The organism is Bradyrhizobium sp. AUGA SZCCT0177, from assembly GCF_018130125.1.
Classification (GTDB): Bacteria; Pseudomonadota; Alphaproteobacteria; order Rhizobiales; family Xanthobacteraceae; genus Bradyrhizobium.
Genome location: NZ_JAFCMA010000014.1, coordinates 132,919 through 156,080, shown reverse-complemented (window position 1 = coordinate 156,080; position 23,162 = coordinate 132,919). Strand labels below are relative to the sequence as shown.

The following is a 23,162-nucleotide window of genomic DNA, read 5'->3' as shown; positions in this document are numbered from 1 at the left end:
GCTCGCAATGACGAAAAGCTACAGAGGCGCCGCGCTCTCGCCTTGCGAACTCGAAAGCTTCGAGGCGAAAGACGCAATCACGATCACGACAGCAATCAGCGCGATCACCATGGTGCAGATCGCGTTGATCTGTGGCTTCACCCCGAGCCGCACTTCGGAATAGATCCGGATCGGCAACGTCGCCGAACCCGGGCCCGTCGTAAAACTCGCGATCACGACGTCGTCGAGCGACAGCGTGAACGCCAGCATCCAGCCGGCAACGATTGCCGGAACGATCAGCGGCAGCGTCACGGACAAAAATGCCTTCACCGGATCGCAGCCGAGATCCATCGCGGCTTCCTCGAGGCTGCGGTCGATGGAGGCGAGGCGCGACTGCACCACCACGGTGACGAAGCACATCGTCAACGTCGTGTGCGCGATGGTTACGGTCCAGAAGCCGCGCTCGGCGTTGAGCGCCACGAACAGCAGCAACAGCGACAGGCCCGAGATCACTTCCGGCATCACCAGCGGCGCATAGAGCATGCCTGAGAACAGCGAGCGCCCCTTGAAGCGTTCGCCGCGCGCCAGCCCGATCGCGGCGAGTGTGCCGAGCAGGGTTGCCACCGTCGCCGACACCGCGGCGACGCGCAGGCTCATCCAGGCCGCGTCCAGCATGGCGCGGTCGTTGAACAACTCAGTGTACCAGCGCAGCGACCAGCCGCCCCACACCGTCACCAGCCGCGAGGCGTTGAACGAGTAGATGACGAGAATGACGATCGGCAGATAGAGAAACGCCAGCCCCAGCGCCAGCGAGGTGATGTTGAACGGCGAAATCCGGTTCACCTGGCGCGCCATCAGCCCCCTCCCCGCAGCGTGCGGCGCTGCAGCCGGTCATAGAGCAGCAGCGGCGGTATCAACAGCAGCAGCAGCGCGACGGCGGCAGCGGAAGCAACCGGCCAGTCCTTGTTGGTGAAAAATTCGAGCCACAGCGTCTGCCCGATCATCATCGAACCGGAACCCGCCAGCAGGTCGGGGATCACGAATTCGCCGACGATCGGGATGAAGCACAGCAGCGCACCGGCGCCGACGCCGGGCAGCGACAGCGGAAACGTCACCAGCCAGAACGCGCGTCCCGGCGAAGCGCCGAGATCGGACGCCGCCTCGATGAGCGCGCCGTCCATTTTGGCGAGCGTGGCGTACAGCGGCAGGATCATGAACGGCAGATAGGAATAGACGATGCCGATATACATCGCGCTGTCGGTCGACAGCCACACCACGGGCGTTGATACGATATGCAGCCCCAGCAGCACCTTATTGAGCAGGCCGTCATGCTGCAGGATATTGATCCAGGCATAGATCCGGATCAGGAACGAGGTCCAGAACGGCACGATGACCAGCATCATCGCGATCGGTTGCCAGCGCTGCGGCAGCCGCGCCATGCCATAAGCGATCGGGTAGCCGATCAGCAGCAGGATCGCCGTCGAGGTCACCGCGACGAAGATGCTGCGCAGGTAGGACGAGATGTAGAGACTGTCCGAAATCAACAGCTTGAAATTATCCAGCGACAATTGCCCAAACGCCGCCTTGATCGCGGCCCAGCCTTCGGTGAGGTCGAACAGCGGCACATAGGGCGGCTGTGCGATCGCGGTCTGCGACAGGCTTATTTTGAGCACGAAGCCGAACGGCACCAGGAAGAACAGCACCATCCACAGATAGGGCGCGATCGCAGCCAGCCGCGCCGGGCGGGCGAAGATGGGGCGCGCGCTCATTGTTCCAGCACCATGCAGTCGTCAGGCGTGAACCACGCCACCACGCGCTGGCCCGCGAGATAGGCATCCATGTCGAGCCGCGCGGTATTGGCCATCGATGCGCGCACCACCGCGCCGGATTCCAGCTTGACCTTGTACGCGGTGAGCCCGCCGAGATAGCTGACATCTGTCACCACGCCCTCGAGCCGGTTGATCGCATGTGTATTGGCCGCATCCGACACCGGGGCGCGGCGCGACAGTTTCACCTTCTCGGGGCGGATCGCGACACAGACCGTGGTCTTGGTAACCCGCTGGCGCGGCTCGGTGACCGCAAGCGTGACACCCTCCTTGGTCGTGACCAGCAGCCGGTTATTTTCGCGCCAGCCAACCTCGCCATCGAACAGATTGACGTCGCCGATGAACTCCGCGATCCAGCGCGAATGCGGTGCCTCGTAGAGTTCGCGCGGGGTGGCGACCTGTTCGAGGCGGCCGGCATCCATCACGCCGATCCGGCCCGCCATCGTCATCGCCTCTTCCTGGTCGTGGGTGACGATGATGAAGGTCATGCCGAGCCGGCGCTGCAGGTCCATCAATTCGAGCTGCGTGCTCTCGCGCAGCTTTTTGTCGAGCGCAGCCAGCGGCTCGTCGAGCAGCAGCACCTGCGGGCGGCGGGCCAGCGAGCGCGCCAGCGCCACGCGCTGCTTCTGGCCGCCGGAGAGCTGATCGGGCTTGCGCTTCTCCATGCCTTCGAGCTTGACCAGCGCAACCATCTCGGCGACGCGGGTGGCGATCTGGTCGCGCGCCATGCCGGCGCGCTTCAGGCCGAACGCGATGTTGTCCCGCACCGACAGATGCGGAAACAGCGCGTAGTTCTGGAACATCATGTTGACCGGACGCAGATGCGGCGGCACCTGCGCGATGTCCTTTGCTCCAAGCAGGATGCGGCCCTCGTCCGGCGTCTCGAAACCGGCGAGCATGCGCAGCAGCGTGGTCTTGCCGCAGCCGCTCGGACCGAGCAGCGCAAAAAATTCCCCGGCGCGGATATCGAGCGACAGTCGGTCCACCGCGCGGAAACTGCCGAACGTCTTACCGACCCCCTCGATGCGCAGCAGCGGCATGTCGGCGGCCGGCTCGAACTGCGGCGCCGGGCTTACAGCCGCTTGAGGCGGCGGCTCCGGCTTTGCGGGGTCCCTGACCCCATCGGCCTTCGGCGTAATTTCCGGCAATTCCTCGGTCATGTCCCCTGCCAGCCCTCGCTGCCGCACGCTAGCGGCGGATCGGCACCGGCTCAACCGCTTCGCGCCGCACAGTCACAATATTATCGCTGTCGCCGGTCATGTCTCTGCTAGGCTTGGCACTCACCGCGCGCATCACGGAACAAGAAAATGAACCGGGACCGATATGATCTGCCGCTGACAACGACCTCCGACCGCGCCGCCGCGCATTATCGCGACGGCATGGACTGCATGTTGTCGGCCTGGCACGGCGCCGAGGACGCCTTCGACCGCGCGATCCGGGAAGATGGTGATTTCGCGCTGGCCCATATCGCTCGGGCCCGCCTGCATCAGCTCAATATGCAGGGGAATGAAGCGCGCAACATGGCCGCCCATGCACGACAACTGGCCGCCAGCGCCGACGCGCGTGAGCGCCGGCATATCGAGATCATGGCTGCCGTGATCGAGGGCAAGCCGAAAGTGGCCGTCAGCGGCGCGGAAGCGCATCTCGAAGAATATCCCCGCGATGCGCTGGTACTGTCGATGCTGCTTGGCGCCTTCGGGCTCTACGCGTTTTCAGGCCGCGCCGACCACGACGCCGCCAAGCTTGCGGTATGCGATCGTGTCGCCAGGCATTACGGCGAGGATTGGTGGTTCCTGAGTTATCTCGGCTGGTCGCATACCGAAGCCGGCAATCTCGCCACTGGCCGCGCCTTGAGCGAACGCGCGATGGGGTTGCGGGCTGAAAACGCCAACGCCGCGCACGGCCTGTCGCACGCGATGTTCGAGCAAGGCGACCTGGCGGCGGGCCGTCAGTTTCTTTCCGCGTGGCTTCCCGCGCATGACCGCAAGAGCTTTCTGCACGGGCATCTGTGGTGGCACATCTCGCTGACCGCGCTCGACGAGGGCGATCTCGAAGGCGCGCTTGCGATCTACGAACAGCAAATCAAGCCGGCCGATCGGCCCTACCCGCCGCTGAATATTTTCACCGACGGCGCTTCGCTGCTGTGGCGGTTGTCGCTGGCCGGCAAATCCGGGCTGGAGCCGCATTGGCGCGATGTCGCCGCCTATGGCGAAAAATATTTCCCGCAGGCCGGGGCGCATTTCGCCGACGTGCATCATGCGCTGGCCGCCGCGGCAATCGGCGGCGAGGCGCTGGATACGCGGCTGGCGCAGCTCGAGGCCCGTGCCGCCGACGGTAAACTGCCGCCGGGCCGCGCGGCCATCGACATGTGCCGCGGCATGCGGGCCTTCACCGGCGGCGATCATGACGGCGCGATCCGCCTGCTTGAACCCGCGATGGCCGAATTGGTGCGGATCGGCGGCAGCCACGCCCAGCGCGAATTGTGGGAGGACACGCTGATCGTGGCGTATTTGCGCGGTGGACACCGCGAGAAGGCCGCCGGGCTGATCTCCACCCGGCTCGAGCGCAGGCCGTCCGCACGTGACGCGGCCTGGTCGCGGGAGGTTCAGGCGCGGCGTTGAACGGCGAACATTTCGATCGCCGCCGCGCGGCGGCAAGGACCATCGTCGGATCTATCGAGCGCCGCATGCCAGCTCCGATGACACCGTCGCCATGAACGCCGCCAGCGCCTCGCGGTCCGCCGGCGGCATGGTCAGGCCGAGCTTGGAGCGCCGCCACAGAATGTCGTCCGGGAAGCGCGCCCATTCGTGCTTCATGAGGTAGCGCACTTCCGCGCCCGTCAGTCCAGGCCCAAACGCCGGGCCGAGATCGCCGCGATCCCTGGCCTCGCCAAGGATCGCCTTGACGTTCGACCCATAGGCGCCGACCAGGCGGCGGGCGTGATCCTCGCTGAGAAACCGCCAGCGCGCGCGCACCTCGTCGACCTCGTTCTCGAAGCGGCTCCAGGCAAAATCGCCGCCGGGCAGCGGCGCCGTCGCAGTCCAGCGCGGCGACATCGGATAAAACGGCGTCAGCCTGGAGACGGCCCTTTCGGCGCGCAGCCGCGAGGTGGTGACGTCGCCGCCGAAGATCGTGATCAGCGGCGCCTTGCGGCGAGTGTGGTCGAAGCTCATCGCGCCGTCCCACGCTGCCCGGTTGTTCGCGGGGTTCAGCACCAGGTTGGCGCCGGAAACCGTCCGCACCACGTCGAACGGCTCGATCCGCTCGCGAAAATACCGGTTGGCGGCATCGCAAAGATAAGCCACGTCGTTGGCCGCCATCGCGACTATGGCGGGATCGCCCTTAAAGGCGTGGCCAACGGTGCCGATCAGGGTGAAATCGCGCTCATAGGGGCTGGCGAAAATCAGCCGGCTGTCGCTGTTCTGGAATACGTAGACGTTGTCGGTGTCGAACAGGCGGCGGACGACGATCTGGCTCATCTGGATCGTGGCAAGCTTGGGTGGCGGCTGGCGCAGCACGGTCTCGGCGACGGTCGCGGTCCAGGCTCCGGTGGCGTTGACCAGCGCCCGCGCGGTCACGACCTGACGATGGCCACGATCGATCGTCACCAGCCGCCAGGTCTCGCCCCGCTCGGCGCGGGTGCAGCGGGCACCAGTGCGGATCGCGGCCCCCCGCGCCGCGGCATCGACGGCGGTCAACACCACCAGGCGGGAATCATCGACAACGCAGTCGGAATATTCGAAGGCGGTTCCGAACGGCCGCTTCAGCGGGTTGCCGACCGGATGGTGGGTGACGTCGACGGTGGCGGAGCGCGGCAACGGCGCGCGCGAGGCCAGCCGGTCATACAGCAACAGCCATGACCGCAACTGCCAGGCCGGGCGTTCGTCGGTGTGGGCGGGGATGGCAAAGCGCATCGGGCGCACCAGATGTGGCGCGATCCGGAGCCAAATGTCGCGCTCGGCCAATGCCGCGCGGACGCGAAGGAAGCGACGCCGCTCCAGCCCCGCCAGATCGCCATGGACGAGCCGCGGCGAGGCCGAGGAGGCGCCCGCACCGAGATCGCCCTGCTCCAGCAGGATCACGCGCAGGCCGCGGCCGGCGGCATCGCGCGCGATGCCAACGCCGTTCAACCCGCCGCCGATGATCGCAAGATCGTAATCCGCCATGCAACGCTTACAGTCGAGAACCGAGGTGCACTACAAGATAGCGTTTGCGAGTGAAGTGGATACCGGTTCGCATAGCAATCAAGTTTACGCAGATTGCGTAGACTTATCTGCGATAGAAAACGCGTCAAACAAAAGCGAAGAGCCTGCTCGCAGGCTTTACCCGGTCTTGCGCGTGGACTCGATACCGTTGATGACGTTGCGCCCGACCAGCGCGGCGTATTGCCCGATCGGCAGGGGTTTGCCGATGAAATAGCCCTGCACCGCGTCGCAGCCCTCTTCCGACAGGAAGCCGAGCTGTTCCTGGGTTTCGACGCCCTCGGCGACGATCGACATTTCGAGGCCGTGGCCGAGGTCGATGACGGCGCGCACGATCGCGGCCGATTGCGGATTGCGCCCGAGATGCATGACGAAGGCGCGGTCGATCTTGATCTTGTCGAACGGGAACGCCTGCAGGTAGCTCAGCGAGGAGTAGCCGCTGCCGAAATCGTCCATCGAGATGCGCACGCCGAGCGCCTTGAGCCGCCGGAGCAGCGCCAGGCCACGATCGAAATCCTCGATCAGCACGCCTTCGGTGATTTCGAGCTCGAGCCGATCCGGCGCCAGCCCGGTTTCGAGCAGGATCGAATGCACTAGACTGACCACATCGCCGTGCATGAACTGCGCCGGCGACAAATTGACCGCGATCTGCATCGGTACCGGCCAGGAGGCCGCCTCCCGGCAGGCTTCGCGCAGGATCCATTCGCCCATTTCGACGATCAGGCCGCTTTCTTCCGCCAGCGGAATGAAATCGCCTGGCGACACGAAGCCGCGTACCGGATGCATCCAGCGCGCCAGCGCCTCGAAGCCGATCACTTCGCTGCTGGCAACCGTCGGACCCGAAGCGGCCTGCGGCTGGTAGTACAGCGACAATTCGCCGTTCTTGATCGCGACCGAGAGGTCCTGATGCAGCACGCGGCGGTCGCGGATCTGCTGGTCCATCTCGGGCTCGAAGACGCTGATCGAGCCGCGCGATTTTGCTTTCGCCCGGAACAGCGCCGCGCCGGAATTGGCGAGCAGGGCTGCCGCGTCCGACCCGTTGTGCGGAAATACCGAGATGCCCGTGGTGGCACCGGCCCGAACCGGCTTGCCGTCGATCTGGAATTCCTTCGCCAGCGCGATCGCGACCTGCTCGGCCAGCGCGATGCCCGCGGAGGGCTGTTTGCCGTCGATGATCAACCCGAATTCGTCGCCGCCGAGCCGGGCCACCACGCCGCCGCGGGCGCAGTCCTGCAGGCGCTGGGCCACTTCGGTCAGCACCTTGTCGCCCATCGCGTGACCGAACACGTCGTTCACTTCCTTCAGCCCGTCGAGGTCGATGCAGAGCACCGCGAATTCCTCTTCGGTACCCTCGCAGGCCTCGATCATCTGGGCCAGCGCCTGCAGGAAGGCGGCGCGGTTCGGCAGATCGGTCAGGCCGTCATGATAGGCCATGTGCGCCATCCGCGACTCGGTCTGACGGCGATCGGTGACGTCCTCATGGGTCTTGATCAGATATTGCGGCTCACCGGCATCATCGAGCACCGTCATGCGGCGGGTCAGGAACAGCCGCAGGCCATCCTTGGTCGAGATCGGGTGTTCCTCGGTCAGAAGGCCGCGCTTCTTGATCGCCGCCTCGTCACGCGCGATGATCAGCTTGGCTTCGCGCGGATTGAAGATATCGGCAGCCGTCAGTCCGGTGGCGTCCTCGCGGCGGCGGTTGAGGATGGTTTCGGCGCTGCGGTTGGCGAGCAGATATTTTCCGTCCGAGACGCGCTCGACGATCAGCGAGACCGGAATGTTGTCGACCACGAGTTCGAGGAACTTCTTGGTACTCTCCAGCTCGCGCGACAACGAGCGGCGGTCGGTGACGTCATCGAACAGCGCTATCAGGAATTCGGGCTGGTTGTTCTCACCGCGCGCGATCACGCGGTTGGATGCGAGGACACGCTTCTCGGAGCCGCGCTCGACCTCGAACTCGGTGCGGTGGTAGCCTTCCGGCGCCTTCAGCGCCGACTGGTCCGCGGTGTCGATCGTGCGTGCGGTTTCGGGCTGGAATATCTCGTCGGCGCGCTTGCCGACGATATGGTCGCGCGAGAAGCGCGAGAAACGCTCGAACGCGCGGTTGGCGAAAATATAGCGGCCGTCCTCGATGTTCTTGGCGGCGACACAGACCGGAACGTTGTCGAGCACCGATTCCAGGAACTGCGTGGTCGATGCCAGCTTGCGCGAAAGTTTGCGCTGCTCCGTGCAATCCTCATGGGTCGCGACCGACCCGCCATTCGGCAGGCGGAAATACTTGACCAGAACCGATTTGCCGTTTGGCAGTTCGGTGATCAGGCCGTCCGCGGTGGCGGCCTGGGCATAGAATTCGTCGACGCTGACATCCAGTGCGCCGCGCTTGCGCCGCACCTCCAGCAGTTCCGGCCCGGTCATGTTGCGGGGAATGTCCGCGCGGACCAGGCCATAGATTTCGAGATAGCGGTCGTTGCAGTAGATGATGCGCTGACGGACGTCGGTCATCACCACGCCCTGGCTGAGATTGTTCAGGGCTGAGCTGACGAACGCACTGCGCCGGAGTTGCGAGCGCTTGACCCGGCGCAGTGCCGACAGCACCCACAGCCCGGCCGCTGCCAGAAACGATACGGCCACGATGCCGCCGATCAGCATCTCCCAGATCATGCTGGGGTCGAGTTCGCCGGAATAGCCCGACGGCGCCAAGCCGCCGGCGACGGGCGGCGCGGCCCATGCCAACCCGCACGACGCAGAGGTGGCGAGCAGACACACGAGGGCCAGCGCCGGAATCGAATCCCTCCCGCCTGCCTGCCAATTCTTGCCAGCCATCATTCACCCGCGGATTTCCCGGTGGAGTGTCTGGCTTGACGGGTTTGGATCGGGTAAACGCCTACCCTTGCAACCGGAAAATGCGACTCAAATTACGGCAATTGCCCTGACATGATTAATGCTTCACTAACAGGATGGGACCTCAGGGCATATGTCGAGGTAATCCAACGGGTTGTTGGGGCATACTTCTGAACGAAACGATAATAAAACAAGCGTCGCGGGCGTGATCCCGCGCCAGATTTCCGGGCCTGAAGCGTACATGGACAAGGTTGATTGCGTCGTCATCGGAGCGGGGGTGATCGGGCTCGCGATCGCGCGGCGTCTCGCCCAGTACGGCCGCGAAGTCATCGTGCTGGAGGCGGCCGAGGGCATCGGCACCATCACCTCATCGCGCAACAGCGAAGTGATCCACGCCGGTATCTATTACCGCGCCGGCAGCCTGATGGCGCAGATGTGCGTCAGTGGCAAACGGGCGCTCTACGAATATTGCCGCGACCACGGCATCCCGCATCGCAATTGCGGCAAGCTGATCGTCGCGACGACACCTGCGGAAACCGAAAAGCTGCAATCGATCCGCGCCCATGCCGAAGCCAATGGCGTCGACGACATGCAGCTTCTGACCGGCGAAGCGGCGCGCGCACTCGAGCCGGCGCTTAATTGCGACGCGGCCCTGCTTTCGCCGTCGACCGGCATCATCGACAGCCACGCCTACATGCTGGCGCTGATGGGCGATGCCGAGGAAGCTGGTGCCGCCTACGCGTTTTACACGCCGCTGCTGCGCGCCCGGGCAAACGCGAGCAGGATTGAAATCGAGACGGGCGGCGATGCGCCGATGGTTCTGGAATGCAATCTGTTGATCAACGCAGCGGGATTGGGCGCGCCTTCAGTCGCGCGCAGCATCGAGGGCATGCCGATCGAGCTGATACCGCCGGCGTATCTCGCCAAGGGCAATTATTTCAGCTGCAGCGCGCGGGCGCCGTTTTCACGGCTGATATATCCGGTGCCGGAGCCCGGCGGGCTTGGCGTGCACCTCACCCTCGACATGGCCGGACAGGCGCGCTTCGGTCCGGACGTGGAGTGGGTCGAGAGCATCGACTACGCCGTCGACCCGGCCCGTGCCGACAGGTTCTATCCCGCGATCCGGCGCTATTGGCCGGCGCTGCCGGACGGGGCGCTGATGCCGAGCTATTCCGGAATCCGGCCGAAGATCGTGCCACCTGCGGTTGCCACGCAGGATTTCCTGATCCAGGGACCGCGCGCGCACGGCGTCACTGGACTGATCAACCTGTTCGGCATCGAATCGCCGGGACTGACGTCGTCCCTGGCGATCGCTGATCATGTTGGTGAACTGGCAGAGCAGTAAGCGATAAATACAAGATAATTTCGCAATACAACCTATACGGATGAGCGCATCAGCGCCCATCCGACGGTGAATTACGTTTCGCTATTCTGCTGGAGACCGGTTTAGTGGACCGTATCGCTGGCGGTTTGTTTCAACCGCTCGATCTCGTCCTTGACCATCAACTTGCGACGCTTCAACTCGACAATGTGCAGGTCGTCTGTGGAAAGGTGCACGAGCGCTTCGTGCAATTCGTTTTCGAGGATCTTGTGTTTACGTTCAAGTTCAACAAGATGCGCCTGTAGAGCCATACGAAATCTCCTCGGTGGGTGAAACCTCAGATTCGATCCGGACGAAGGAGTGTACACCAGCCGCCGAATCTGTCGATGGCTATCCAGAATCGGGCCTCTCATTTTTTCGGATTTATCTGTAACCAATCGTGACTATGGAACCGGGTCAGCTTGCGGACCGGGCCCGCAGGGACGATATTTCGCTGGCGGCTTCGCAAGCCGTCTACAACCTCATCGTGCTTTTGCAGTAAGCGTACGCCATGACCAACGAAGATGAGCGCGAGCTCGAAAACGAGCTTGCCCGGCTGCAGCAGGAGCATCGCGATCTCGATGCGGCGATCGACGCGCTGCATCAGTCGCCGGCGCCGGATCTGCTGCGGCTGCAGCGGCTGAAGAAGCGCAAACTGCAATTGCGCGACCGCATCGCCTTCATCGAAGACCAGATCACGCCTGATATCATTGCCTGATCGCAGGCTGATCACGCCGGCGCCGGATGCCGCAGCGGACAAGCCGCCCCCCGATGAGCAGCCGCAACCTGGCTGTCGCCGATCGGTTCGCCCGGCCGGTGCGAGTTTTTTTCGGAACGGTGGGGCTATAGCCAAAAGACCGCCTGCCTGCGCCGATCCCCTTTTCCCCGACATCCACAAGGCGCCGCGGTTGCGACGAATTTTCAGCATCTCGATCGCGTCGCCGGCAGCCGGTTGAGCGCGGGAAAACGAATTTTCGCGCACGTTCTTGGCTTGACTCCAAAAGAACAAAAGAGGAACATACTTCCCTGCCGCCAGCAAAGGGAGTTCCGCCATGTCCGCACCACCGTCCCTGTCCGACAACAGCCGCTACGAGCAAGCCTGCGATCAGGCGATCGCGATGTGCGACGGCAATCTGCGCTCGACCATCAAGGCGCTGATCATGGCCAACGAATATCTGGAAGCCGAGCTGGAGGAATTGAAGGCGGCGATATCCGCCGGCTGCGTGCCGACCCAATCCTTGCGCACCAGCAGCACCGCTGCCTGAGCAGCGAAACCGGAGCGACGATGATGGCCGATGTCACCTATTACGTTGCATTGCCATTCCTGCAGGACGATGACGGCTCGCCGGTCGCTGGCGCTGCCGAGGAGTGCCAGAGTCCGACCACCGCGCTGCGCCGCGCCGAGATCCTGTCGCGAGCCCCCGGCAGCATCGGCGCAGTCGCGTTCAGCCGCAGCGGCGATCCCATGATCGGCGAATTCGGCGACGCGCAATTGCTGCGGAAGTTCGGCAACGTGCCGGAAGATTTGAGCGGGCTTTGACCGTTAGCGAGCGATCGTGGGGTGGGCAAAGGCGCACTGCGCCGAGCCCACCAAATTAATTCGCGAAACAAGATGGTGGGCACGCGGAGTCTGTCATCGGGCGCGCATTCGCGCGACCCGTTGGCTTTGCCCACCCTACAAATCGGCCTCATGCCGCCGCAGCGCCTTGCGGATGTACATAGCGCTATCGGCCTCTTCCAGCGTGCGGCCCAATTCCGCGTGAGGACCGAGGATCGCGACGCCGGCGGAGGCGCCCGCAGTAACGGTGCTGCCACCAAACACAAAGGTGAGGCGATCGATCGCCCCCTCCAGCAACGCCGCCTTGGCCCTGGCATCGGTTTCGCTGAGATTCCACAATAGCAGCGCGAACTCGTCGCCGCCGAGCCGGCCGATCACGTCAGATGCGCGCACGTGAGCCAGCAGCGTCTTCACGATGGCCTTGAGCACCTCGTCGCCGGCGGCATGACCGAAAGCGTCGTTGATCGGCTTCAGGCGATCGACGTCGAGCACGATCAGGGCACCGCTCGCGTGGTAACGCTTGATGAAGGCGATCGCGCGGTGCAATTCGCGCTCAAAACCGCGCCGGTTCGGAATATCCAGCAGAAAATCGGTATCGGCCGAGGCCTGCAGCTCCTCGATACGAGCCCGAGCCCGCGCCAATTGCGTCTTGAGCCGGCGGATCGTCGATTTGGGGTCAACGGACGGAGCCGGGGACGGGCTTGCGGACTTGCGGATCCCGCGCGGCGCGGGTTTTCGTCCTGCCGGGGCCGTTTTCGGGCGTTTTGCGGTTCCCGCAGCCGCTGCCCTGGTTTTCTTCTTCATGACCTTCCCTGTGCAGGCATGCGTATGAAGGCTTGCCCGGATTCACCAAGACAGGATAGTCCATTCCTAATCCCTTGCCATGCCTTGGATGACGCCCGGGCCGCCCCTATAATCGGCCTATGTTTCTGGATTCCCCAATAGAATTGACGAGATGACCGCACCGATCGCCATCATTATGGGAAGCCAGTCGGACTGGGAGACCATGCGCCACGCCGCCGACACGCTGGCGGCGCTCGGGGTCGACTGCGAAAAACGCATCGTCTCGGCCCATCGCACCCCCGACCGGCTGTTTGCTTTCGCCAAGGGCGCCAAGGCGGCCGGCTTCAAGATCATTATCGCCGGTGCCGGGGGTGCGGCGCATCTGCCGGGCATGGCGGCGGCGCTGACCGAACTCCCGGTGTTCGGCGTTCCCGTCGAATCCAAGGCGCTGTCCGGCCTCGATTCGCTCTATTCGATCGTGCAGATGCCCGCGGGCGTCCCCGTCGGCACCCTTGCGATCGGCAAGGCCGGCGCGATCAACGCCGCCCTGCTCGCCGCCAGCGTATTGGCGTTGCACGATCCGGCGCTGGCGACGCGCCTGGCCGCCTGGCGCAAGCAGCAGACCGATGCGGTCAAAGAGCGGCCGGAGGGCTTGGCGTGACGGCTTCCAACAATGTGAAGCTGAAGCCCGGCGACACCATCGGAATTCTCGGCGGCGGGCAATTGGGCCGGATGCTGGCGATGGCCGCGGCGCGCCTCGGCCTCCGCTGCCAGGTGTTTTCACCGGATCCGGATTCGCCGGCCTTCGACGTGGTGCTGAACGCCACCTGCGCGGAATATGCCGATGTCGAGGCGCTCGAACTGTTCGCCAACGACGTCAACGTCATCACCTATGAATTCGAGAATGTGCCGGCCGCCACCGCCATGGTGCTGGCGGCGCGCCGTCCGGTGCTGCCGGCCCAGAAGATCCTCGAGACCACGCAGGACCGGCTGGTCGAAAAGGATTTTGTGAAGCGCCTCGGTATCGGCACCGCCGACTATGCCGACGTGTCGTCGGTGGAAACCCTGCGGGCGGCGATCAAGAAGATCGGCCTGCCCGCCGTGATCAAGACCCGCCGCTTCGGCTATGACGGCAAGGGCCAGGCGATCATCCGCGATGGCGACGATCTCACCCGGGTCTGGGAGGACCTCGGTACCAAATCGGCGATCCTCGAGGCCTTCATTCCGTTCGAACGCGAGATCTCGGTGATCGCTGCGCGCTCGGTCGACGGCCAGGTCGAGAGTTTCGATGTCACCGAAAACGAGCACCGCGACCACATCCTGAAAATCTCGCGCGCGCCGGCGCAGATATCGGATGCGCTGGCGGCGCAGGCTCGCGGCGTCGCCGAGCAGATCGCAACCGCGCTGAACTATGTCGGCGTGCTCGCGGTCGAAATGTTCGTGGTAGCGGAAAATGGCGGGCCGAAAGTGCTGGTCAACGAGATCGCGCCGCGGGTGCATAATTCCGGACACTGGACGCTGGACGGCGCCTCGATCTCGCAGTTCGAGCAGCACATCCGCGCCATCGCCGGCTGGCCGCTCGGCAAACCGGTTCGTCATGGCGAGGTAACCATGACGAACCTGATTGGCGACGACATCCTCGGCTACGAGCAGTGGCTGACGGTTCCCGGCGCCACCGTGCACCTTTACGGCAAGGGCGCGCCGAAGCCGGGCCGCAAGATGGGTCACGTCACCGAAGTGTCGCCGCGCAAGAAATAGCAGCAAGCCCGCATCACGCAGGCTTGCGCTAGGCGGCCTCGCGCTAGGCCGACTTGCGGCCCTCGACGACGCCGGAGGGCTCCTCGCTGAGCCAGCGATAGATCACCCCGCCCAGCACGCCGCCGATCAGCGGCGCCACCCAGAACAGCCAGAGCTGCGCCAGCGCCCATCCGCCGACGAACAGCGCAGGCCCGGTGCTGCGCGCCGGATTCACCGAGGTGTTGGTGACGGGAATGCTGACGAGGTGGATCATCACCAGAGCCAATCCGATCGCCAGCGGTGCAAAGCCCGCCGGCGCTTTGCCATGGGTCGCGCCCATGATGATGAACAGGAACATCATGGTCATCACCACCTCGGTGATGAAGCAGACAACCATGCTGTACTTGCCAGGCGAATGCGCGTCATAGCCATTCGACGCAAAACCCTTGGTGACGTCGAAACCGGCAGCGCCGCTCGCGATCACATAAAGCAGCGCCGCCGCCGCAACGGCGCCGATCACCTGCGCGATGATGTAGGGCGCGATTTGCCCGGTTGGAAAGCGCCCGCCTGCGGCAAGCCCCACCGTGACGGCCGGATTGAGATGGCAGCCGGATACATGGCCGATCGCATAGGCCATGGTGACGACGCTCAGTCCGAACGCAAAGGACACCCCGACCAGTCCGATACCCACCTGCGGAAAGGCGGCGGCGATGACGGCGCTGCCGCATCCCGCAAATGTCAGCCAGAACGTGCCGATGGCCTCGGCGGCATATTTCTTCGTATCCATGGTTGTCTCCCCAGATTGTTGCTGCCGGGTTGCTCAAAAACTCCGGGAACAGCCTCGGTCTGGGCACATAACTTCCCAAATCAGGGCCGAACAGCGTCAGATTTGCCGCATTTCATGGCTTAACTTGGTCCGGCTGTTCGCTTCACAGGTGGACATCCCAGGTTTTGTCTGGTAAATGCCCGCGTTCAGGTTAAGGGCTAGGCCTTTCGCCAGCTCGTTAGCTTTACCAGAATTCCTATCCGATCAATTGAAAGAGGATGCCGCGTGCAGGTTCTCGTCCGCGATAACAATGTCGATCAAGCCCTCAAGGCGCTGAAGAAGAAGATGCAGCGCGAGGGTATTTTCCGCGAGATGAAACTCCGCGGCCATTACGAAAAGCCCTCCGAGAAGAAGGCCCGTGAAAAGGCCGAAGCCGTGCGCCGCGCGCGCAAGCTGGCTCGCAAGAAGCTGCAGCGCGAAGGCTTGCTGCCGATGAAGCCGAAGCCGGTGTTCGGTGCTGGCCCCGGTGGCGACCGTGGTGGTCCCGGTGGCGGTCGTGGCGGCCCGGGTGCAGGTCCGCGCGGACCGCGCTGAACGACCGAGCAGATTTGAATTGGAAAGCGCGGGCCCCGGCCTGCGCTTTTTTCTTTGGTTTTTTTCTTTGGGTTTTTTGTTTGTCGGTCCGAGGGCCTGACGGGTTCGGTCCGCCGGTTGCGGCTATTTTGACCGATGCATTTTGCGGCGTGCCGGGCTACCTATGCGCCATGAACGCGCGAGCATTCCGCCATATGGCCATTCCGGCCTCCTGTTCGTTTTCTCGTGGCGTACGCCGTACGGTCGTACTTGTCGCGCTGCTGACGATGCCGCTTGGCGGCTGCTCGTTCGATCTGGGATCGTGGGGCGCGGACAGCCCAAAGCCGCAGCCCGTGGCGCAGAAACCGACCGACAATATCAGCGCGCGCAGCGTCAGCGACTCGCAAGGCTATGCCAGCCGCGGCCAGGTGCTGGCCAAGTCCGGCAAGAACGAAGAGGCGTTGGCGGAATTCGATCGCGCCCTCGCTCTCGATCCGTACAACGTCCAAGCGCTCTACGGCCGCGGGCTGATCTATCAAGGCGAGAAACAGTACCAGCAAGCGATCGAGGATTTCACCGCCGCCAACGGCCTGACGCCGCAAAAGGTCGAACCGTTGCTCGGCCGCGCAACAAGCTATCTTGCGATCGACAAGGCCAAGGAAGCGGCCGCCGACCTCGACGAGGCGGTGCAGGCCGATCCCAATAGCGCACCGGCGTGGTCAGCCCGCGGGCAGGCCTATGAACGGCTCGGCGACAAGGCCAAGGCGGCCGCTTCCTATGGCCGCGCCATTGCAATCCGCCCCAAGGACGAAGCCGCACGCAGCGGCCTGGCCCGCACGGGCGGGTAGCGCGTTTTCCCGAGAAGCATGCCCTCGGACTTGATCCGGGGGTGGATACCGGTTCGCGTCGAGAAAACGCGTCAAATCAGGAATCCAGAACCCCGATCCGATTCAATCGGAACGCGGCTCTCGACGCAAAATCGCGAAAACAACCCCATGCAAAGTAGAGGCCCCGGTCGCGGCGATGCCTGCGTCCGGGGCACGAGAAGACACGATCTATGGATTATTTCGGCAGGACGGCGTGAAACACCGACTTCGCCGCCGACAGCACGTCCTCGGCTACGGCCGTGGTACGCTCGCGCACCGACGGCTCCGGCACATCGGCCCGCAAATCGAGCGGACGCGAGACCGGAATTTCGGCCGGCGGCGTCGGACGGCGCGGATCGACAGACGTATTGGCTGCGTAAGGCGGCCTGCCCTGATCGAAGATCTCCCCGCCTGAAGGCGTCGAGACCGAGATCGGCGGCGGCAGCGGGCGAAGCGCCGGCGCGGTTGCGACCCGCGGCGTTTCGCTTCGTGGCGTCTCGATCCGCGGGGTCTCTACTCGCTGAGCTTCGGGCGTGCGCACCACTTCGGGTGCACGCGGCGAACCATCATTGTTGACCCGCAGACGCTCGATTGCAGCGCGCGCGAGGTCGTTGGCGTCGCGGCGGTCATCCGGCACAACAGCGGTTTCGACCGGCGGCGCGGCAACAGGCGCCGGCGGCGCGGCCGCGACGGCCGGCGCCACGGGCTGCACCGGTGACGGCAGCACGACCCTGATCTTTTCCTTTTCGCGTTCGCGCGGCGCGGCGCGGGTGGCGCGTGGCTCGGCCGGAACGCTCGCGGTCTCGGCCGGCGCATCGGCGGACTTCGCGTCAGCCTTTACTTCAGGCTTCACGTCCGCCTTCACATCCGCTTTGGCTTCAACCTTCTCGACCACCGCCGGCCGTTCGGCCGCGGTCTTCTCGAGGAGGGCTTTTTCGGAAATGCCCTTGGCCCTGACGCCCGCCGTCGGCGGGTTGCCGGTTTCAGCGGCCTTGGCTGGAGCTTTGGGGTCGGCAGCCGATACGGCGGCGGCGACAGGGGCATCCGTGCCCGGCCTGGTGACGATGTAATGATTGACGATGTAAGCCCCGATGACGGTCGCTGCCACCGAAGGCAGGATGTCGATCGTGAATTTCGAAATATACTTCTTCAGCATGCCGGCCACTCCCCGCGGCAAGTTTGATGCTGGAACTTCTGGGCATATTGAGGGATCAACTGCGACGGATCGGTGGCAATTGTGCAGATCCTCATGAGTTCCGTTTCTACCGCCCTAGGGCGACGCGGGGCCCTTGTTGCGGCACGTTCCGGGAGCCGCACAATTAACGGCTTGTCAGCACCTGCGGCCGAAATGGGTCGGTTGCGGCGCTGCCGATAACGGACGGTCAGGGCTTCAGTTCGACCTCCAGGAACACGATCTCGGTTGCCGTTTCGTTGAGCACGTCGTGCTCGACGCCCGCCTTTCGGAAATAGGATTTACCGACGGCGAGCTGCGCCTTCGAGCGTTCGCCGTTCGGCGCCACGATGGTCATTTCGCCCGATGTCACCGGCACGATCACATAATCCATCCCATGGGTGTGGTGGCCGGTAGCGCTGCCCGGCGCCAGCCGCCACTCGGTGACGCGAACTTCCGGGGTGTCGACCTGAACGTCTGACGTGGCGCTGAGCATTTTGGATGAACTCCAGGGAACGACAAGGGAACTACGGCACGAATACCATGAACAGGAATACGGCGAACACCACCATGTGGACCAGCCCGAACAGGATGTTGGTGCGTCCGGTGCCGAAGGTGAGCATGCTGAGGACGAAGGTCAGCACCAAGAGCACCATCTCCTGCGTGTTGAGGCCGAGCACCAATTGCTTGTCGAGCGCGTAAGCGGCGACGGCGACGGCGGGGATCGTCAGCCCGATGGTCGCAAGCGACGAGCCGAGCGCGAGATTGATGCTCTTCTGCAGGTCGTTCTTGCGGGCGGCAGAAATGGCGGCGACGCTTTCCGGCAGCAGGATCAACAACGCCACCAGCACGCCCGCGAAAGCCGGCGGCGCGCCGACACGGGCGATGGTTAAATCGACCACAACTGAGAATTTCTTGGCCAACAGCACCACCGCCAGCAGCGCGAGCAGCAGCAGCGCAATGCTCAACGCCAGCATCCGGTTCGACAGCAGCGCCCCGTCGCCCGCGTCGCCCGTGGCATCGTTGATAAAATAGTCGCGATGCCGGATGGTCTGGGTATAGAGAAACACACAATAGAGAATGAGCGTGACGACGCTGACAAAGCCGAGCTGGGCCGCCGAATAGATCGGTCCCGGCGCCGTCAGCGTGTAGTTGGGCATGATCAGCGTGATGGTCGCCATCACGAACAGCACGCTGAGATACAGATTGGCGCCGGAGACCTGAAAATCCTGCTCGCGATAGCGCAGCCCGCCGATGAAGATACAAAGGCCGACCAGGCCGTTGCACACGATCATGACAACCGCGAACACCGTGTCCCGCGCCAGCGCCGGCACCGGTTTGTCGCCGAGCATGATGGTCGCGATCAGCGCGACCTCGATGATGGTGACTGCCAGCGTCAATAACAGCGTGCCGTAGGGCTCGCCGATCCGTTCCGCGATCACCTCGGCGTGATGCACGGCGGCAAACACCGTGCCGAACAGGATCGCCAGCAGCAGCGCCGCGAACAGCAAACCGCCGGCCGTCGGTGTGAAGGTCAGCCCGAGCGCGGTGGCGACCACGAACAGCGCTACCGCCAATGCGGGGAAAATCCACGACGATTTCGGCATCGGGCCGTGCGCGCTCATGCGGTCAGAATCCTCGAAATGATTACGGTCCGACTATGCAGTAAACGATCGCCGCAGTCAGCCTTTTGCGGCGTTGATGAATTTTCGCGCTGCTGCCGTCGCGCCGTAAGCGTCGAGATCGTTGTGGCCACCGTCGGGGAACCTGACGAACGTCTTGGGCTCATGCGCGAGCGCGAACAGGCGCTCGCCAAATCGGATCGAGATGGTGGCATCTCGCGCGCCGTGCAGGATCAGCATCGGGGCCTTCACCCCGGCGATGCGCCGGTCGGAATGGAATGGATCTTTCATCGCCCAACGAACGGGGAAGATCGGAAATGCGGCAGCGCCAACGTCGGCAAGCGATGTATAGGGCGCCTCCAGAATGATCTTGCCAATCGGCTGTTCCGCCGCCAGCGCCACCGCGACGCCGGTGCCGAGCGAAAAGCCCCAGGCCACGATCCTGTCCGCGCTGTATCGCGCCGTCGTGAAGGCATAGGCCGCAGCCGCATCCTGCAGCAATCCGCGCTCGCTCGGCTTCCCGCTGGAGCCGGCATAGCCGCGATAGGACATCGCGACGACACCGGTGCCATCGGCGATCAACTCGCGAAAGCGGCCGAAGAAGCCGGCGAGGAAATCGCCGTTGCCGTGGAAATAGAGAATGACGGGACGACCGGGCCTGGCCGGAACATGCCAGACAATGATCTTTTCAACGTCCGCGGTGGCCAGCACATGCTCTTCGGCTTCCGGAAAACCGGCCACCTGCGGCGACGTGCGCTCCGCCGTGGGAATCGGAAACAGGAACGAGCGCTGCAAGAAGAACAGCGCGGCAAGCCCGCAGGCATACCCGACCGAAACGACAATCAGCAGCCATTTCAGGACGGTCATGACTTCCCGTGAGCGGGTTACATCCCCTTGACGATGTTCTCGGTCACCTTCTTGGCGTCGCCGAGCAGCATCATGGTGTTGTCGCGATAGAACAAGGGATTGTCGATGCCGGCATAGCCCGACGCCAGCGAGCGCTTGATGAACATCACGGTTCCGGCCTTCCAGACCTGCAGCACCGGCATGCCGTAGATCGGCGAGGTCTTGTCGTCCTCGGCCGCCGGATTGGTGACGTCGTTGGCGCCGATCACGAAGGCGATGTCGGCCTGGGCGAATTCGGAGTTGATGTCCTCGAGTTCGAACACCTCGTCATAGGGCACGTTGGCTTCGGCGAGCAGCACGTTCATGTGGCCGGGCATGCGGCCCGCGACCGGATGAATGGCGTACTTCACCTCGACGCCCTCCTTCTTCAGGAGGTCGCCCATTTCGCGCAGCGCATGCTGGGCCTGCGCCACGGCCATGCCGTAGCCGGGCACGATGATCACCTTCTGCGCGTTCTTCATGATGAAGGCCGCGTCGTCGGCCGAGCCGAGTTTGGCAGGCTTCTGCTCGCCACCGCCGCCGCCGGCTGCGACGGTCTCGCCGCCAAAGCCGCCGAGAATGACCGAGATGAAGGAGCGGTTCATCGCATGGCACATGATGTAGGACAGGATCGCGCCCGAAGAGCCGACCAGCGCGCCGGTGATGATCAGCGCGGAATTGCCGAGCGTGAAGCCGATGCCGGCGGCGGCCCAGCCGGAATAGGAGTTCAGCATCGAGATCACGACCGGCATATCGGCCCCGCCGATCGGGATGATCAGGAGCGCGCCGAGCACCAGCGCGATGATCGTGATCAGCCAGAAGTCGAGCGCGCTGCCGGACCGCACCAGACCGAAGATGAAGAACACCAGCGCCAGACCCAGCGCGATGTTGATGATGTGGCGCGCCGGCAGGATGATCGGCGCGCCGCTCATGCGGCCGGAAAGCTTCAGGAACGCGATCACGGAGCCGGTGAAGGTCAGCGCGCCGATCGCGACGCCGAGCGACATTTCGATCAGGCTCGCGGCGTGAATCTGCCCGGGCTTGCCGATGTCGAACGCTTCGGGCGCGTAGAACGCGCCGGCGGCCACCAGCACCGCGGCCATACCGACCAGCGAGTGGAAGGCGGCGACCAGTTCCGGCATCGAGGTCATCGGCACCCGCCGCGCGATCACCGCACCGATGCCACCGCCGATGGCGATGCCAAGGATCACCAGCACCCAGGCGAGGCCGTCCGCCGGCGGATGACTGGCGAGCGTGGTCGCGACCGCGATCGCCATGCCGACCATGCCGAACAGATTGCCCTGGCGGGACGATGCCGGACTGGACAAGCCGCGCAGTGACAGGATGAACAGCACACCCGCCACGAGATACAATACTGCAGCCAGATTGGCGTTCATCTCAGGTCCCCTATTGTCTTCGCCACCCCGAGGTGCACGCCGCTCACTTTACCTTCTTCTTGTACATCGCCAGCATGCGCTGGGTGACAAGGAAGCCGCCGAAGATATTTACGCAAGCGAAGATCAGCGCGATGAAGCCGAAGCCGCGCGCCCAGCCGCTGCCGCTCGAGATCATGGGAACGCCGACCGCGAGCAGCGCGCCGACCACGATCACCGACGAGATCGCATTCGTCACCGACATCAGCGGCGTATGCAGCGCGGGGGTCACCGACCAGACCACGAAGTAGCCGACGAAAACGGCAAGGACGAAGATCGACAGCCGGAACACGAAGGGATCGACGGCCTGTGCAATATGATCCATGGCGGCTCTCCTAGGCTGGCTATTTAGGCTGGAAGTTCGGATGGATGACGGCGCCGTCTCTGGTCAGCGCGGTGGCCTTCACCAGTTCGTCTTCCCAATTGACCGCGAGCGCCTTGTTCGGCTTGTCGATCATGGTCTCGATGAAGGAAAACAGGTTGCGGGCGTACAGGCTCGAGGCGGACTGCGCGACACGGCCCGCGACATTGGTGTAGCCGACGATCTTGACGCCATCGGCATCGACGACTTCGCCCGGTCTGGCGCCCTCGACATTGCCGCCGCGCTCAATCGCCAGATCGATCAGGACCGAGCCGGGCTTCATCGACTTGACCATGTCGGCGCTGACAAGCTTCGGCGCCGGGCGGCCCGGGATCAGCGCGGTCGTGATGATAATGTCCTGCTTCTTGATGTGCTCGGCGGTCAGGGCGGCCTGCTTGGCCTGATACTCTTTCGACATTTCCTTGGCATAGCCGCCGGCGGTCTGTGCGTTCTTGAACTCCTCATCCTCGACAGCGAGGAATTTGGCGCCGAGACTTTCGACCTGCTCCTTGGTGGCGGGCCGCACGTCGGTCGCGGTGACGACGGCGCCAAGCCGGCGCGCGGTCGCGATCGCCTGCAGGCCGGCAACGCCGACGCCCATCACGAACACTTTTGCCGCGGGAACCGTGCCCGCTGCGGTCATCATCATGGGGAAAGCACGGCCGAACGCCTCAGCGGCCTCGATCACCGCGCGGTAGCCGGCGAGGTTGGCCTGCGAGGACAACACGTCCATCACCTGCGCGCGGGTGATGCGCGGCATCAATTCCATCGCGAAGGCAGACACGCCGGAGTCGGCGATGGTCTTGAGCGCCGCCTCATTGCCGTAGGGGTCCATAATGGCGATGACCAGGGCGCCGCGCTTGTATTGGCCGAGTTCAGAGGCCTCCGGCCGCTTCACCTTGATGATGATGTCGGCATCCTTCAGCGCGTCCGCACTGATGGTGGCGCCGGCCGCGATATATTCGGAATCCGGCAGGCCCGACTTGATGCCTGCTCCCGGCTCCACCACCACTTCAGCACCAATCGCCTTGAACTTCTTCACGGTGTCGGGAGAAGCAGCCACCCGCGGTTCGGACGGATCGATTTCCTTGGCAACGGCAATCTTCATGGGGCCTCCGGCGGCGCGAGGGCGCGCGCGCAAGCAAACTAGCGTTATTTCCGCTTAGTTGGATACCGGTTTCATGACCGGGCAACGTGCA

24 protein-coding genes are annotated in these 23,162 nt (G+C 64.1%); 9 read left to right on the top strand and 15 right to left on the bottom strand.

The features are described 5' to 3' along the window. Positions 1-18: 18 nt before the first annotated feature. Genes JQ597_RS18355 through JQ597_RS18345 form a run of 3 tightly spaced genes read right to left on the bottom strand, consistent with a single transcriptional unit; the run spans position 19 to position 2,845 of the window. Entirely contained in the window at positions 19-834 is an 816-nt protein-coding gene (locus tag JQ597_RS18355; protein ID WP_212265635.1) for an ABC transporter permease, read from the bottom strand. Then, a complete protein-coding gene (locus tag JQ597_RS18350) occupies positions 834-1,748 on the bottom strand; it encodes an ABC transporter permease (protein ID WP_212265634.1) in 915 nt (304 codons plus the stop codon). The genes JQ597_RS18355 and JQ597_RS18350 overlap by 1 nt, the downstream gene beginning before the upstream one ends. Continuing rightward, positions 1,745-2,845 (bottom strand): ABC transporter ATP-binding protein, encoded by a 1,101-nt coding sequence (locus JQ597_RS18345; RefSeq protein ID WP_249133838.1) that lies wholly within the window; start codon positions 2,843-2,845, stop codon positions 1,745-1,747. The genes JQ597_RS18350 and JQ597_RS18345 overlap by 4 nt, the downstream gene beginning before the upstream one ends. Positions 2,846-3,112: 267 nt before the next feature. On the opposite strand from JQ597_RS18345, the gene JQ597_RS18340 reads away from it, so the two are divergent. Continuing rightward, complete coding sequence (locus JQ597_RS18340) at positions 3,113-4,426, top strand: tetratricopeptide repeat protein (protein ID WP_212265632.1); 1,314 nt, start codon at positions 3,113-3,115, stop codon at positions 4,424-4,426. 51 nt (positions 4,427-4,477) lie between these two features. Here JQ597_RS18340 and JQ597_RS18335 read toward each other — a convergent pair whose 3' ends face one another. Both JQ597_RS18335 and JQ597_RS18330 read right to left on the bottom strand, forming a co-directional pair. Continuing rightward, a complete protein-coding gene (locus tag JQ597_RS18335) occupies positions 4,478-5,971 on the bottom strand; it encodes a glycerol-3-phosphate dehydrogenase (protein WP_212265631.1) in 1,494 nt (497 codons plus the stop codon). A 156-nt stretch (positions 5,972-6,127) separates the two neighbouring features. Continuing rightward, positions 6,128-8,830 (bottom strand): sensor domain-containing protein, encoded by a 2,703-nt coding sequence (locus JQ597_RS18330; RefSeq protein ID WP_212265630.1) that lies wholly within the window; start codon positions 8,828-8,830, stop codon positions 6,128-6,130. A gap of 259 nt (positions 8,831-9,089) precedes the next feature. On the opposite strand from JQ597_RS18330, the gene JQ597_RS18325 reads away from it, so the two are divergent. Next, on the top strand, positions 9,090-10,193 hold the full coding sequence (locus JQ597_RS18325; RefSeq protein ID WP_212265629.1) for an NAD(P)/FAD-dependent oxidoreductase: 1,104 nt from the start codon (positions 9,090-9,092) through the stop codon (positions 10,191-10,193). Between the two features lie 101 nt (positions 10,194-10,294). On the opposite strand, the gene JQ597_RS18320 is transcribed toward JQ597_RS18325, so the two are convergent. Then, positions 10,295-10,480: a YdcH family protein gene (locus tag JQ597_RS18320; RefSeq protein ID WP_192736781.1), complete on the bottom strand. Its 186-nt coding sequence runs from the start codon at positions 10,478-10,480 to the stop codon at positions 10,295-10,297. Positions 10,481-10,719: 239 nt separating this feature from the next. Here JQ597_RS18320 and JQ597_RS18315 point away from each other — a divergent pair, with 239 nt between their 5' ends. From JQ597_RS18315 to JQ597_RS18305, 3 genes are all read left to right on the top strand, one after another. Continuing rightward, positions 10,720-10,926: a YdcH family protein gene (locus tag JQ597_RS18315; RefSeq protein ID WP_079538570.1), complete on the top strand. Its 207-nt coding sequence runs from the start codon at positions 10,720-10,722 to the stop codon at positions 10,924-10,926. Positions 10,927-11,260: 334 nt separating this feature from the next. Next, entirely contained in the window at positions 11,261-11,473 is a 213-nt protein-coding gene (locus JQ597_RS18310) for a hypothetical protein (protein WP_212265628.1), read from the top strand. A gap of 23 nt (positions 11,474-11,496) precedes the next feature. Then, positions 11,497-11,748, top strand: a complete 252-nt coding sequence (locus JQ597_RS18305; RefSeq protein ID WP_212032854.1) for a hypothetical protein — start codon at positions 11,497-11,499, stop codon at positions 11,746-11,748. A 135-nt stretch (positions 11,749-11,883) separates the two neighbouring features. On the opposite strand, the gene JQ597_RS18300 is transcribed toward JQ597_RS18305, so the two are convergent. Continuing rightward, positions 11,884-12,570: a GGDEF domain-containing protein gene (locus JQ597_RS18300; protein ID WP_212265627.1), complete on the bottom strand. Its 687-nt coding sequence runs from the start codon at positions 12,568-12,570 to the stop codon at positions 11,884-11,886. Positions 12,571-12,721: 151 nt separating this feature from the next. Here JQ597_RS18300 and purE point away from each other — a divergent pair, with 151 nt between their 5' ends. Together purE and JQ597_RS18290 are read left to right on the top strand one after the other, a co-directional pair. Beyond that, positions 12,722-13,210 carry a 5-(carboxyamino)imidazole ribonucleotide mutase gene (purE, locus tag JQ597_RS18295; RefSeq protein ID WP_212265626.1) on the top strand — a complete coding sequence of 163 codons (489 nt, stop codon included), beginning with the start codon at positions 12,722-12,724 and terminating at the stop codon, positions 13,208-13,210. Beyond that, positions 13,207-14,307, top strand: coding sequence for a 5-(carboxyamino)imidazole ribonucleotide synthase (locus tag JQ597_RS18290; protein WP_212265625.1), 1,101 nt, complete (start codon positions 13,207-13,209; stop codon positions 14,305-14,307). Before purE ends, JQ597_RS18290 begins: the two co-directional genes overlap by 4 nt. Positions 14,308-14,350: 43 nt before the next feature. Here JQ597_RS18290 and aqpZ read toward each other — a convergent pair whose 3' ends face one another. Continuing rightward, the gene (aqpZ, locus tag JQ597_RS18285; protein ID WP_212265624.1) at positions 14,351-15,073 is read right to left on the bottom strand and encodes an aquaporin Z; all 723 of its coding nucleotides are present in this window, start codon (positions 15,071-15,073) and stop codon (positions 14,351-14,353) included. 264 nt (positions 15,074-15,337) lie between these two features. On the opposite strand from aqpZ, the gene rpsU reads away from it, so the two are divergent. Together rpsU and JQ597_RS18275 are read left to right on the top strand one after the other, a co-directional pair. Then, positions 15,338-15,646 carry a 30S ribosomal protein S21 gene (gene rpsU / locus JQ597_RS18280; RefSeq protein ID WP_192736788.1) on the top strand — a complete coding sequence of 103 codons (309 nt, stop codon included), beginning with the start codon at positions 15,338-15,340 and terminating at the stop codon, positions 15,644-15,646. 194 nt (positions 15,647-15,840) lie between these two features. Then, complete coding sequence (locus JQ597_RS18275; protein WP_212265673.1) at positions 15,841-16,473, top strand: tetratricopeptide repeat protein; 633 nt, start codon at positions 15,841-15,843, stop codon at positions 16,471-16,473. Between the two features lie 214 nt (positions 16,474-16,687). On the opposite strand, the gene JQ597_RS18270 is transcribed toward JQ597_RS18275, so the two are convergent. From JQ597_RS18270 to JQ597_RS18240, 7 genes are all read right to left on the bottom strand, one after another. Continuing rightward, positions 16,688-17,647 carry a hypothetical protein gene (locus tag JQ597_RS18270; protein WP_349628852.1) on the bottom strand — a complete coding sequence of 320 codons (960 nt, stop codon included), beginning with the start codon at positions 17,645-17,647 and terminating at the stop codon, positions 16,688-16,690. 226 nt (positions 17,648-17,873) lie between these two features. After that, a complete protein-coding gene (locus JQ597_RS18265) occupies positions 17,874-18,158 on the bottom strand; it encodes a cupin domain-containing protein (protein ID WP_192736790.1) in 285 nt (94 codons plus the stop codon). A gap of 31 nt (positions 18,159-18,189) precedes the next feature. After that, entirely contained in the window at positions 18,190-19,287 is a 1,098-nt protein-coding gene (locus tag JQ597_RS18260; protein WP_212265623.1) for a calcium:cation antiporter, read from the bottom strand. 57 nt (positions 19,288-19,344) lie between these two features. Next, positions 19,345-20,151 carry an alpha/beta hydrolase gene (locus tag JQ597_RS18255; protein WP_212265622.1) on the bottom strand — a complete coding sequence of 269 codons (807 nt, stop codon included), beginning with the start codon at positions 20,149-20,151 and terminating at the stop codon, positions 19,345-19,347. Between the two features lie 17 nt (positions 20,152-20,168). Then, a complete protein-coding gene (locus JQ597_RS18250; protein ID WP_212265621.1) occupies positions 20,169-21,566 on the bottom strand; it encodes an NAD(P)(+) transhydrogenase (Re/Si-specific) subunit beta in 1,398 nt (465 codons plus the stop codon). 43 nt (positions 21,567-21,609) lie between these two features. Then, positions 21,610-21,927 carry a proton-translocating transhydrogenase family protein gene (locus JQ597_RS18245; protein ID WP_009398926.1) on the bottom strand — a complete coding sequence of 106 codons (318 nt, stop codon included), beginning with the start codon at positions 21,925-21,927 and terminating at the stop codon, positions 21,610-21,612. 19 nt (positions 21,928-21,946) lie between these two features. Next, positions 21,947-23,071: a Re/Si-specific NAD(P)(+) transhydrogenase subunit alpha gene (locus tag JQ597_RS18240; protein ID WP_212265620.1), complete on the bottom strand. Its 1,125-nt coding sequence runs from the start codon at positions 23,069-23,071 to the stop codon at positions 21,947-21,949. Positions 23,072-23,162 lie beyond the last annotated feature (91 nt).

Bases quoted from the DNA above. Each gene is read 5' to 3' on its own strand.
- JQ597_RS18320 (WP_192736781.1), bottom strand. From the start codon at position 10,480: ATGGCTCTACAGGCGCATCTTGTTGAACTTGAACGTAAACACAAGATC.
- JQ597_RS18335 (WP_212265631.1), bottom strand. From the start codon at position 5,971: ATGGCGGATTACGATCTTGCGATCATCGGCGGCGGGTTGAACGGCGTT.
- JQ597_RS18245 (WP_009398926.1), bottom strand. From the start codon at position 21,927: ATGGATCATATTGCACAGGCCGTCGATCCCTTCGTGTTCCGGCTGTCG.
- JQ597_RS18330 (WP_212265630.1), bottom strand. From the start codon at position 8,830: ATGGCTGGCAAGAATTGGCAGGCAGGCGGGAGGGATTCGATTCCGGCG.
- JQ597_RS18260 (WP_212265623.1), bottom strand. From the start codon at position 19,287: ATGAGCGCGCACGGCCCGATGCCGAAATCGTCGTGGATTTTCCCCGCA.
- JQ597_RS18355 (WP_212265635.1), bottom strand. From the start codon at position 834: ATGGCGCGCCAGGTGAACCGGATTTCGCCGTTCAACATCACCTCGCTG.
- JQ597_RS18345 (WP_249133838.1), bottom strand. From the start codon at position 2,845: ATGCCGCTGCTGCGCATCGAGGGGGTCGGTAAGACGTTCGGCAGTTTC.
- JQ597_RS18250 (WP_212265621.1), bottom strand. From the start codon at position 21,566: ATGAACGCCAATCTGGCTGCAGTATTGTATCTCGTGGCGGGTGTGCTG.
- JQ597_RS18300 (WP_212265627.1), bottom strand. From the start codon at position 12,570: ATGAAGAAGAAAACCAGGGCAGCGGCTGCGGGAACCGCAAAACGCCCG.
- JQ597_RS18270 (WP_349628852.1), bottom strand. From the start codon at position 17,647: ATGCTGAAGAAGTATATTTCGAAATTCACGATCGACATCCTGCCTTCG.
- JQ597_RS18310 (WP_212265628.1), top strand. From the start codon at position 11,261: ATGTCCGCACCACCGTCCCTGTCCGACAACAGCCGCTACGAGCAAGCC.
- JQ597_RS18350 (WP_212265634.1), bottom strand. From the start codon at position 1,748: ATGAGCGCGCGCCCCATCTTCGCCCGCCCGGCGCGGCTGGCTGCGATC.
- purE (WP_212265626.1), top strand. From the start codon at position 12,722: ATGACCGCACCGATCGCCATCATTATGGGAAGCCAGTCGGACTGGGAG.
- JQ597_RS18325 (WP_212265629.1), top strand. From the start codon at position 9,090: ATGGACAAGGTTGATTGCGTCGTCATCGGAGCGGGGGTGATCGGGCTC.
- JQ597_RS18240 (WP_212265620.1), bottom strand. From the start codon at position 23,071: ATGAAGATTGCCGTTGCCAAGGAAATCGATCCGTCCGAACCGCGGGTG.
- aqpZ (WP_212265624.1), bottom strand. From the start codon at position 15,073: ATGGATACGAAGAAATATGCCGCCGAGGCCATCGGCACGTTCTGGCTG.
- JQ597_RS18315 (WP_079538570.1), top strand. From the start codon at position 10,720: ATGACCAACGAAGATGAGCGCGAGCTCGAAAACGAGCTTGCCCGGCTG.
- JQ597_RS18305 (WP_212032854.1), top strand. From the start codon at position 11,497: ATGGCCGATGTCACCTATTACGTTGCATTGCCATTCCTGCAGGACGAT.
- JQ597_RS18275 (WP_212265673.1), top strand. From the start codon at position 15,841: ATGGCCATTCCGGCCTCCTGTTCGTTTTCTCGTGGCGTACGCCGTACG.
- JQ597_RS18340 (WP_212265632.1), top strand. From the start codon at position 3,113: ATGAACCGGGACCGATATGATCTGCCGCTGACAACGACCTCCGACCGC.
- JQ597_RS18255 (WP_212265622.1), bottom strand. From the start codon at position 20,151: ATGACCGTCCTGAAATGGCTGCTGATTGTCGTTTCGGTCGGGTATGCC.
- JQ597_RS18265 (WP_192736790.1), bottom strand. From the start codon at position 18,158: ATGCTCAGCGCCACGTCAGACGTTCAGGTCGACACCCCGGAAGTTCGC.